Origin of the sequence: Curtobacterium sp. MCBA15_016 (assembly GCF_001865105.1) — a bacterium.
Classification (GTDB): Bacteria; Actinomycetota; Actinomycetes; order Actinomycetales; family Microbacteriaceae; genus Curtobacterium.
The window spans coordinates 1-6,371 of sequence record NZ_MJGR01000055.1 but is presented as its reverse complement, the minus strand read 5'-3'; the positions used below and the strand labels follow the sequence as shown (position 1 = coordinate 6,371).

Here is a 6,371-nt window from a genome sequence, read left to right as displayed (position 1 = left end):
CTCCCGTCCGTCGTCCGGTCGCCCCTACTGCTCCTGCCCCAGCGGCGGGATCGGGCGCAGCTCGCCCCAGGCGAAGGCACTCTCGGCGATGAAGTCCTGCAGGTCGTCGGCGATCTTCAGCAGCATCTCCGGTTCCCCGTCGCGGAGCCACAGCCACGAATCGCCGTCGTCCCCGGCGACCGACCAGGCGAGCGCCATCCCCTCGTCGGCGGCCTCGGTGTCGACCACCCGCCGCAGTCGTTCGGACCAGTCGCTGTACACCCAGAACTCTGCTCCCCTGAACTCGTCCGGGCGCAGCATCTGCTCGGCCACGGGACGGAACGCGGCGAGCAGCTCCCCCACGGTCATCACGACGGTCACGGCGCGAGCCTACGACCGGCGCAGCCGTGTCGGCACCCGCCGATAGGGTGTTCTGCATGACACGCCTGCGCCTCGCATCCGTCAACGTGAACGGCATCCGTGCCGCGTTCCGGAAGGGCATGGGCGACTGGCTCGCCACCCGCGACGTCGACGTGCTCGCCCTGCAAGAGGTCCGCGCGTCGAGCGACGACCTCGCCGGGCTCCTCGGCGACGAGTGGGACATCGTGCACGACCCCGCGACCGCGAAGGGTCGGGCGGGCGTCGCGATCGCCTCCCGCCACAGCGCGCACGTGCACCGTGTCGCGCTCGGTGCGGACGACTTCGACTCCGCCGGGCGTTGGCTCGAGGCCGACTACGAGATCGGCGGCACCACGGTGACGGTCGTCTCGACGTACGTGCACTCGGGCGAGGTGGACACCCCGAAGCAGGACGAGAAGTGGAAGTTCCTCGACGCGATGACCGAGCGGCTGCCGAAGCTCCGCGAGCACAACCCGCTCGCGGTCGTCGTCGGCGACCTCAACGTCGGGCACGACCAGCGGGACATCAAGAACTGGAAGGGCAACGTCAAGCGCGCGGGCTTCCTGCCGCGTGAGCGTGCCTACTTCTCGCGGTTCTTCGGCGAGCAGGGCGCCGAGGTCGAGGGCGCCGACGGCACGACCGGGCCCGGTCTCGGCTGGGTCGACGTCGGTCGCGCCCAGGCCGGCGACGTCGAGGGGCCGTACACGTGGTGGTCGTGGCGCGGCCAGGCGTTCGACAACGACACGGGCTGGCGGATCGACTACCAGATGGCGACCCCGGAGCTCGCCGCGAAGGTCACGCAGTACACGGTCGACCGCGCTGCCGCGTACGACCAGCGATGGTCCGACCACGCCCCCGTGGTCGTCGACTACGAACTCTGACCCGCACCCCCACACTTCTCCAGCACAGGACAGCACCATGACCAAGACGCGCATCTTCTCGGGCATCCAGCCCTCGGCCGGTTCCCTCCACCTCGGCAACTACATCGGCGCGCTCATGCAGTGGCGGACGCTGCTCGACGACTACGACGCCATCTACTGCGTCGTCGACATGCACGCGATCACGTCCCCGCAGGACCCGGCCGAGCTCCGCGCGAACACCCGGGCGACGGCCGCGCAGTACATCGCCTCGGGCATCGACCCGACCAAGGCGACGCTGTTCGTGCAGTCGCACGTCCCGGCGCACGCCGAGCTCGCGTGGGTGCTGAACACGCTCACCGGCTTCGGCGAGGCGAGCCGGATGACCCAGTTCAAGGACAAGTCCGCCCGGCAGGGCACCGAAGCCGCGTCGGTCGGGCTCTTCACGTACCCGATCCTGATGGCGGCGGACATCCTGCTGTACGACACGAAGGTCGTGCCGGTCGGCGACGACCAGCGGCAGCACGTCGAGCTCACCCGCGACCTCGCCGGGCGCTTCAACTCGCGGTTCGGCGACACGTTCGTCGTGCCGGAGGCCCGGATCCTCACCGACACGGCGCGGATCTACGACCTGCAGGACCCGACGAGCAAGATGAGCAAGTCGGCCGCGTCCGACAACGGCCTCATCCGCCTGCTCGACGACCCGAAGCGCACCGCGAAGAAGATCCGCTCGGCGGTCACCGACACCGAGCGCGAGATCCGGGCCGACCGTCAGGCGAAGCCGGGCGTGACGAACCTGCTGTCGATCCTCTCGGCGTTCACCGGCACCCCGGTCGCCGCGCTCGAGGAGTCGTTCCAGGGCAAGGGCTACGGGGACCTGAAGGGCGAGGTCGCCGACGCCGTCGTGGCCGAGCTCGAGCCCGTGCGCGCCCGCACGCTCGAGCTGCTCGACGACCCGGCCGAGCTCGACCGGCTCCTCGCCGTCGGCGCCGAGCGTGCCGAGTCGATCGCCGCCGAGACCCTCGCGAAGGTCTACGAGCGCATCGGCTTCGTGCCCCGCACCCGGCGCTGACCGTGCGCCCCGTCACGCTGTCGTCCGCCCGGGTGCACCTCGACGTGCCCACCAGGGCGGACGCGACGGCGATCACCGAGGCCTGCCAGGACCCGGACATCGTGCGCTGGACGACGATCCCCACGCCGTACACCGCCCGGGACGCCACGACCTTCGTCGACGCGCTCGTCGGTCCGGGGTGGGCCTCCGACCGCGAGTACACCTGGGCGATCCGTCGGACGGGGTCCACCTGGCTCGAGGGGATCATCGGGTACCGCACGGCGCGGCGGGACCTCGGCTTCTGGCTCGCACCCTCCGCACGCGGCGCCGGACTGATGCACGACGCCGTGAGCCTCGTGCTCGACTGGGCCTTCGCGCAGGGTGCGCCGGACGTGTACTGGGAGTGCTACGTCGGCAACACCGCCTCGGCCTCGGTCGCCCGTGCCGCGGGGTTCTCGTACACCGGCACCGGCGACGCGCTCATCCCCGGGCGGGACGGCGCTCCGACGACGGCGTGGAAGGGGCTCCGGCGGGCCGACGGCGCTCCCGCGTCCGACCTGCCGTGGCCGGCCGAGACGACGACGGCACGCCCGGATGACGCGTCACCGACCGTTCGCGGATAGTCTCGGACCGTGACCGTCACCCCTCGGCCGTCGGACTCCGCGGCCTCCCCCGCAGCGCACCCCTCGGTCTCGCCGGCCGAGCTCCGTGCGATGCGCCGCGGCCTCGAGCTCGCGGCCCTCGGCCCCGCGGTCGGTGACCACGTCCGCGTCGGCGCCGTGATCCTCTCCCCCGACGGATCGGTCCTCGCCGAGGGCTGGCACAAGGGAGCCGGCACCCCGCACGCCGAGGTCGACGCGATGTCGAAGGTCGACCCCGCACACCTGGTCGGCGCGACCGCCGTCGTCACCCTCGAACCCTGCAACCACACCGGACGCACCGGTCCGTGCGCCGTCGCCCTGCTCGAAGCGGGGATCGGCCGCGTCGTGTACGCCGTCGACGACCCCGGGCCGGCAGCCCACGGGGGTGCCGAGCGACTCCGGTCCGGCGGAGTCGACGTCGTCTCGGGCGTCCTCGCCGACGAGGTCGAGGACTTCCTCGAGCGCTGGCTCCTCTCGGTGCGCCTCGGACGCCCGTGGGTGACGGTGAAGTGGGCATCGAGCCTCGACGGCCGGGCCGCGGCGGCCGACGGCACGAGCCAGTGGATCACCGGCGCGGCCGCACGCCAGCACGTCCACGAACAGCGCGCCGCGCACGACGCGATCCTCGTCGGGACGGGCACGGTCCTCGCCGACGACCCGAGCCTCACCGCGCGGGGCGACGCCGGGGAACTCCTCGCCGACCAGCCCGTCCCGGTGGTGTTCGGCGCCCGGCCGGTCCCCGACGACGCCGCGGTCCGCCGCCACCCTCGCGCCCTGCTGACGCTGTCCGGCCACGACCCCGCCGCCTCGCTCCACGCACTGCGGGACCACGGCGTGCACTCGGTGTTCGTCGAGGGCGGGCCCACCGTCGCCTCGGCGCTCATCGCGGCCGGTCTGGTGGACGAGTACCTCGTCTACCTCGCGCCCGTCCTGCTCGGCGGCCCCCGCGTTGCCCTCGGTGACGTCGGTGTGGGAAGCATCGGCGAGCGTCGCCGGTTGGACGTACTATCGACCACCAGCCTCGGCCCCGACCTGCTGGTCCGAGCCCGACCCCACCGCGCACCCCGGCCGGCGGCGGCCGAGCCCGGGATCGCGGGGCCCCAGAACGACCGGAGCACCACATGACCGATGCACTCACCTCCCCCACCCCCGGGAGCCCGGTCCAGTTCGAGGTGTCGACGAACGTCCCGACCACGCACGGCACGTTCGAGATGCGCGCGTACCGCGACCTCGTGACGAGCGCCGAGCACGTCGCGATCATCGCCACCGGCCCGGACGGTGCAGCACCGCGCGACGGCGCCCTCGTCCGGGTGCACTCGGAGTGCCTGACGGGCGAGGCGTTCGGCTCCCTCAAGTGCGAGTGCGGCCCGCAGCTCGACGCCGCGCTCGACACGATCGCGGCCGAGGGTGGCGTCGTGATCTACCTCCGCGGGCAGGAGGGCCGCGGCATCGGTCTCATCAACAAGCTCAAGGCCTACCGCCTCCAGGAAGACGGCCTCGACACGCTCGACGCGAACCTCGCGCTCGGTCTCCCCGCCGACTCGCGGGCGTACGGCGGCGCGGCCGGCATCCTCGCCGACCTCGGCATCACCACCGTCCGCCTCCTGTCGAACAACCCCGAGAAGCGTCGCCAGCTCGAGGAGCACGGCATCACGGTCGAGAGCCTGGTGCCGCTGGTCGTCGGCGTCTCCGCGCAGAACGCGGCGTACCTCGACACGAAGCGCGACCGGATGGGGCACCAGCTCCCCGCGCACCTCGAAGCGGGGAGCCCGCTGGCCTGACCGAGCGCCGGCCCGACCCGACCCGGCCACGATCCAGCGGATTCGCAGGTTCACGACATCTGTCGTACGATGGTGGCCCCCGTCACAAGCGGTACACCACCACGAACCGAACGCACCCGATCAGTGCCCGCGCCACCCCGCGCGAACCGATCGGTGTCCGCCGTCCGGAACACCGCTGCGCTCCCCCCGAGCGTCATCCACGGAGTCTCCTCACCCCATGTCCGCCGCACCGGCACCCGCATCCCCGAAGACCGCAGGCAACCCGCGCTCCCGCGTCGTGATCGCCAGCCTCGTCGGCACCTCCATCGAGTTCTACGACTTCTACGTCTACGCGACCGCCGCGGTCCTCGTCTTCCCGACGCTCTTCTTCCCGAACGAGGACCCGACGGCATCGCAGCTGTCCTCGTTCGTCACGTTCGCCCTCGCGTTCTTCGCCCGCCCGGTCGGGTCGATCATCTTCGGCCACTTCGGCGACCGCGTCGGCCGCAAGGCGACCCTCGTGGCGTCCCTGCTCGTGATGGGCACCGCGACGTTCCTCATCGGCTGCCTGCCGACGTTCGACTCGATCGGCATCTGGGCTCCGGTGCTCCTCGCCGTGATGCGCTTCGCCCAGGGCGTCGGGCTCGGTGGCGAGTGGTCGGGCGCGGCACTGCTCGCGACCGAGAACGCGCCGAAGGGCAAGCGCGGGGTGTTCGGCTCGATGCCGCAGCTCGGCGCCCCGATCGGCTTCCTGCTCGCCAACGGCCTGTTCATCGCGATCAACGCGGCGATGCCCGCCGGCGCCGACGGCACCCCGAACCCGGACTTCCAGGCCTGGGGCTGGCGACTCCCGTTCCTGCTGTCGGCCGTCCTGGTGATCGTGGGCCTCTACGTGCGGTTCAAGCTCGTCGAGTCGACGGTGTTCCGTGGCGTCCAGGAGTCCGGTTCGGTCGCCAAGGTCCCGCTCGGCCGGGTGTTCCGCACCTCGTGGCGCGCCGTGATCGTCGGCACCTTCGGCATGGTCGCGACCTACGTCCTCTTCTACTTCATGACGACGTTCACGCTGTCCTACGGCACCACGGGCGCCGAGGCCGGCCCCCTCGTCCCGAAGATCGGCCTCGGCTACACCCGTGGCGAGTTCCTCACGCTGCTCATGATCGGCGTCGTGTTCTTCGGCATCTTCACGCCGATCGCAGGCATCCTCGCCGACAAGTTCGGCCGTCGTCGCACGCTCATCCCGACCACGATCGGCATCGCGCTCTTCGGCCTGACGTTCCAGTTCTGGTTCGCCGCGTCGACCGGTCCGATCACGGTGGTGACGTTCCTGATCGTGGGACTGTCGCTGATGGGCCTGACGTTCGGTCCGATGGGCGCCCTGCTGCCGGAGCTCTTCCCGACGAACGTCCGCTACACGGGTTCGGCGATCGCCTACAACGTCGCGTCGATCCTCGGCGCTTCGCTCGCTCCGACCATCGCGCTCGCGCTGTGGCAGCCGGACGGCAACATCTTCCTGGTCGGGCTGTACCTCACGATCGCCGCGGTCGTGACGCTCGTCGCCCTGTTCTTCATCCGTGAGACGAAGAGCGCCGCGCTCGACGCGGCGGACACCGCCGGTGAACCGGACGCAGCACCGGTGGACGCGCGCGCCTGACGCGACCACCTCCGCAGACGGGAGGCGCGGTGC

6 protein-coding genes and 1 pseudogene are annotated in these 6,371 nt (G+C 71.6%); 6 read left to right on the top strand and 1 reads right to left on the bottom strand.

Annotation, left to right across the window (positions count from 1 at the left end; all coding sequences use genetic code 11):
• Positions 1-24: 24 nt before the first annotated feature.
• Positions 25-360 (bottom strand): hypothetical protein, encoded by a 336-nt coding sequence (locus tag BIV03_RS17135; RefSeq protein ID WP_071296538.1) that lies wholly within the window; start codon positions 358-360, stop codon positions 25-27.
• A 56-nt stretch (positions 361-416) separates the two neighbouring features.
• Here BIV03_RS17135 and BIV03_RS17130 point away from each other — a divergent pair, with 56 nt between their 5' ends.
• From BIV03_RS17130 to BIV03_RS17105, 6 genes and pseudogenes are all read left to right on the top strand, one after another.
• Complete coding sequence (locus BIV03_RS17130) at positions 417-1,259, top strand: exodeoxyribonuclease III (RefSeq protein WP_071296540.1); 843 nt, start codon at positions 417-419, stop codon at positions 1,257-1,259.
• Positions 1,260-1,296: 37 nt separating this feature from the next.
• On the top strand, positions 1,297-2,307 hold the full coding sequence (gene trpS / locus BIV03_RS17125; protein ID WP_070418426.1) for a tryptophan--tRNA ligase: 1,011 nt from the start codon (positions 1,297-1,299) through the stop codon (positions 2,305-2,307).
• A 2-nt stretch (positions 2,308-2,309) separates the two neighbouring features.
• Complete coding sequence (locus tag BIV03_RS17120) at positions 2,310-2,909, top strand: GNAT family N-acetyltransferase (RefSeq protein WP_071296537.1); 600 nt, start codon at positions 2,310-2,312, stop codon at positions 2,907-2,909.
• A gap of 90 nt (positions 2,910-2,999) precedes the next feature.
• Positions 3,000-4,052: a bifunctional diaminohydroxyphosphoribosylaminopyrimidine deaminase/5-amino-6-(5-phosphoribosylamino)uracil reductase RibD gene (gene ribD / locus BIV03_RS17115; protein WP_071296539.1), complete on the top strand. Its 1,053-nt coding sequence runs from the start codon at positions 3,000-3,002 to the stop codon at positions 4,050-4,052.
• Between the two features lie 29 nt (positions 4,053-4,081).
• Positions 4,082-4,708 (top strand): annotated as a pseudogene (gene ribA / locus BIV03_RS17110) (GTP cyclohydrolase II); the annotation flags it as partial.
• 217 nt (positions 4,709-4,925) lie between these two features.
• The gene (locus tag BIV03_RS17105) at positions 4,926-6,338 is read left to right on the top strand and encodes an MFS transporter (RefSeq protein WP_070418423.1); all 1,413 of its coding nucleotides are present in this window, start codon (positions 4,926-4,928) and stop codon (positions 6,336-6,338) included.
• Positions 6,339-6,371 lie beyond the last annotated feature (33 nt).